Origin of the sequence: Amycolatopsis kentuckyensis (assembly GCF_002155975.1) — a bacterium.
GTDB classification, from domain to species: domain Bacteria; phylum Actinomycetota; class Actinomycetes; order Mycobacteriales; family Pseudonocardiaceae; genus Amycolatopsis; species Amycolatopsis kentuckyensis.
The window spans coordinates 202-674 of the sequence record NZ_MUMI01000860.1 but is presented as its reverse complement, the minus strand read 5'-3'; the positions used below and the strand labels follow the sequence as shown (position 1 = coordinate 674).

General features: G+C 73.4%; 1 protein-coding gene. It reads right to left on the bottom strand.

All coding sequences use genetic code 11. The features are described 5' to 3' along the window. Positions 1-162: 162 nt before the first annotated feature. The coding region (locus CCN39_RS52475) for a coproporphyrinogen III oxidase (protein WP_244211374.1) at positions 163-473 on the bottom strand (311 nt) is incomplete at its 5' end.

Sequence of the window (473 nt, the reverse complement as noted above, 5' to 3'; positions counted from 1 at the left end):
GTGCAGGCTTCGGATCGGGGTGGGGGAGGGGGTCTGGGTGGGGTGCCGGTTGTGCGGCCGCGTTCCGTTCACTGCCGGTGAAGCGCCGGTGAAGCGCCTGGGGCGCTGCTCCTTTGCCGGATTTCCGACCTCTGCCCGCCGGGGCGCCCCCCGTTTTCGACTCTACCGGCGGGCACCGACAGTTTCGGCCGCCCAGTCGCGTGGGACGAGGAACGACGCCAGCTCCGCCTCCGCGCTCCCGGGCTCGGGCGTGAACTCCGACTGCCACCGCGCCGACGGCGGCAGTGCCGTCAGGATCGTGTCGGCGTCGGCCTGCGCCGCGTCGTGGACGAGCGTGAACTCGACGTACCGGCCGCGGCGGTAGAGCTGCCACTGCCGCTCGCGTTCGCCGTACGGCACGTCCTTGCGCCGTCGCACGATGGGGAAGTACGCCGGGGCGATCGCCGCGATGCCCGCCGCCGTGAACGCCGCCG